We start from the raw sequence: 2,489 nt of genomic DNA, 5'->3' as shown, positions 1-2,489 counted from the left end.
GTCGGGGGAGGATCCGCCGTGTGGTGTGACGTATCTGCGTTCCACGCACCGGGCGGGGTCGTATCGGTTGAGTGCCACGGTGACGTGGGAGGTGACCTGGCAGGACCACGCGGGTGCCGGGGGGAGTCTGCCCGAGGGGCTGGTCGATGGTGGTACCGATGTCACCGTCCAGGAAGTCCAGGCCATCGTCCGCTGAACCACGAAACCGCGAAACCAACGAACGGCCCGGACTCGACGGGGTTCTTCCCCCGCCCCGGTCAGTGTTCGGTGGGAGTGCGGTGGAGCAGGAGGTGGCGCCAGAAGAGGAGGCGCCGGAGGGTGAAGGCGGGTAGCAGATCGGCCGCCTCCCGGCGGATCTCCTCCATCGTCATCCGGGGCTCGACCACCGGCGCGGTGACCGTTCCCGGGGGCGGTCCCGCGCCCCCGGCCGGGCCGACCGGCCCGCCGCGCCGTCCGGGGAGTGCGGCGCGGCCGGCCACGGCGAGGCGGGCCGCCGCGTTGACCGGCACGGCGGCCAGGGAGCACATCCGGTCCACGGCCGAGGCGTCCCGATGACAGCCCAACACGGCGAGGACACCGCCCGGCGCCAGGGCGTCGCGCAACACGGTGAGCGTCGCGAACAGCATGTGGTGCAGGCTCGCCGGGCACGAGATGAAGTCGTACCCCTCGCCCGGCGGGCCGGCCACGGCGAGATCGCGGTGGTGGAACCGCGACCCGGGGCGGGTCCCCGCCGCGCGGGCGGCGCGGATGACGGCCTCCGAGCGGTCCATCGCGTCCATCGCGTCCACCGCGATCCCCCGGTCCGCGAGGCGGCGGGCGGAGCGGCCGGTGCCGCAGCCGACGTCGAGGGCGGTGCGGCAGCCGGTCGGTACGTGGCGCAGCAGCCGACGGTGGTGGTGGTCGTGGTGATCGAATCCGGTCAGGGTTCCGACTCCGCCCCGGCGTTGCGGGCAGGTCTCAGCGCTCGTCGAGGGCGTGGAGTTGGGCGAGGAACCAGGCGGTGGGCGGCAGGGCGGTCGCGGCGGCGGCGAGCCGCTTTGTGCGGTCGGCCCGCTCCTCCGGCGTCATGGACAGCGCGCGGTGCAGGGCGTCGGCGGTGCCGGCGAGGTCGTAGGGGTTGATGACCAGGGCGTCCTCGCCGAGGTCGGCGAAGGCGCCGGCCTCGCGGGAGAGGACGAGGGCGCAGCCGTCGTCGGAGACGACCGGCACCTCCTTGGCGACCAGGTTCATGCCGTCGCGGATGGGATTGACCAGGGCCACGTCCGCCATGCGGTAGGCGGCCAGGGAGCGCGCGAAGTCGTCCTTGACGTGCAGCACCACGGGGGTCCAGCCGTCACGGCCGAACTCGGCGTTGATGCCGTCGGCGACCCGGGAGACCTCCTCGGTGTACTCGCGGTAGATCGCCAGGTCCTGGCGGGAGGGGTAGGCGAAGGCGACGTGCACGACGCGGTCGTGCCACTCGGGGTGCCGGTGCAACAGGCGACGGTAGGCGTGCAGACCGCGCACGATGTTCTTGGACAACTCGGTGCGGTCCACCCGCACGATGGTGCGGCGGTCGCCGACCTGCCGGCGGAGGACGGCCAGGCGCTCGTCCACGTCGGGGCGGTGGGAACGCTCGCGCAGGAAGTCGCCGTCGGCGCCGAGGCCGTGGACACCGACGCGGGTGGTCTCGCCGTCGACGGTGAGGTGCAGTTCGTGGCCCCGGTCGACGACCTCGGCTCCGAGCAGGTCGCGGCAGCAGTCTGCGAACGCCTTGGCCCACCGCCAGGTGAGGAAGGCGGCGCGGTCGCCGCCGAGGATGCCGCGCAGGACGGCCCGGGCGGTGTCGTCGGGCAGCATCCGGTAGCACTCGGCCGGTGCCCAGGGGGTGTGCGAGAAGTGCCCGATGCGCAGGTCGGGGCGGCGTTCGCGGAGCATGCCGGGGACGAGTGAGAGGTGGTAGTCCTGCACCAGTACCCGGGCGCCGTGTTCGGCCTCGGCGGCGAGGGCGTCGGCGAACGCGGCGTTGTACCGCTCGTAGCCGGCCCACTGCTCCTCGAAGTGGTGGTCGAAGAGGGGCTCGAGCGGCGATTGGTAGAGCATGTGGTGCACGAACCACAGGACGGAGTTGGCGATGCCGTTGTAGGCGGCGTCGAAGGTCTCCGCGGGGATGTCGAGCATCCGCACGGCGCGACCGTCGGTGTCGGCGGGGTCGAGGAGGCCGCCGCCGGCGCGGCCGACGGCTTGCCGGTCGCCGTCGTCCAGGGCCGCGCAGACCCAGGTCCCGGCGTGGTCGCCGAGGGCGCCGAGGCCGGAGACGAGGCCGCCTCCGCCACGTTTGGCGACGAGTGTGCCGTCCTCGGCCGGTGTGAAACCGACCGGACCGCGATTGGAAGCGACCAGGACCTGATCAGAGGTGGCCATGGCCGGAGGATAGCCGGCGAAGGGGGCGGTCAAACGTGTGTCCGGTCACGCTCCCGGGGCGGAAGGGGCATGAGGCTGTCTCTTAT

Annotated in this window: 2 protein-coding genes and 1 pseudogene; 1 reads left to right on the top strand and 2 read right to left on the bottom strand. The window is 73.0% G+C overall.

The annotated features are described in order from the left end of the window. Window positions 1-196 (top strand): annotated as a pseudogene (locus FNQ90_RS27605) (hypothetical protein); the annotation flags it as partial. Window positions 197-257: 61 nt separating this feature from the next. Here the strand turns inward: FNQ90_RS27605 and FNQ90_RS19635 are convergent. Further along, window positions 258-881 (bottom strand): class I SAM-dependent methyltransferase, encoded by a 624-nt coding sequence (locus FNQ90_RS19635; RefSeq protein ID WP_267133076.1) that lies wholly within the window; start codon window positions 879-881, stop codon window positions 258-260. 76 nt (window positions 882-957) lie between these two features. Further along, window positions 958-2,403, bottom strand: coding sequence for an alpha,alpha-trehalose-phosphate synthase (UDP-forming) (locus tag FNQ90_RS19630; protein WP_182607572.1), 1,446 nt, complete (start codon window positions 2,401-2,403; stop codon window positions 958-960). Window positions 2,404-2,489: the final 86 nt, after the last annotated feature.

This window comes from Streptomyces alkaliphilus (assembly GCF_014141535.1).
GTDB classification, from domain to species: Bacteria; Actinomycetota; Actinomycetes; order Streptomycetales; family Streptomycetaceae; genus Streptomyces; species Streptomyces alkaliphilus.
This window is presented reverse-complemented; position numbering and strand designations above follow the sequence as displayed.

Bases quoted from the DNA above. Each gene is read 5' to 3' on its own strand.
- FNQ90_RS19630 (WP_182607572.1), bottom strand. From the start codon at position 2,403: ATGGCCACCTCTGATCAGGTCCTGGTCGCTTCCAATCGCGGTCCGGTC.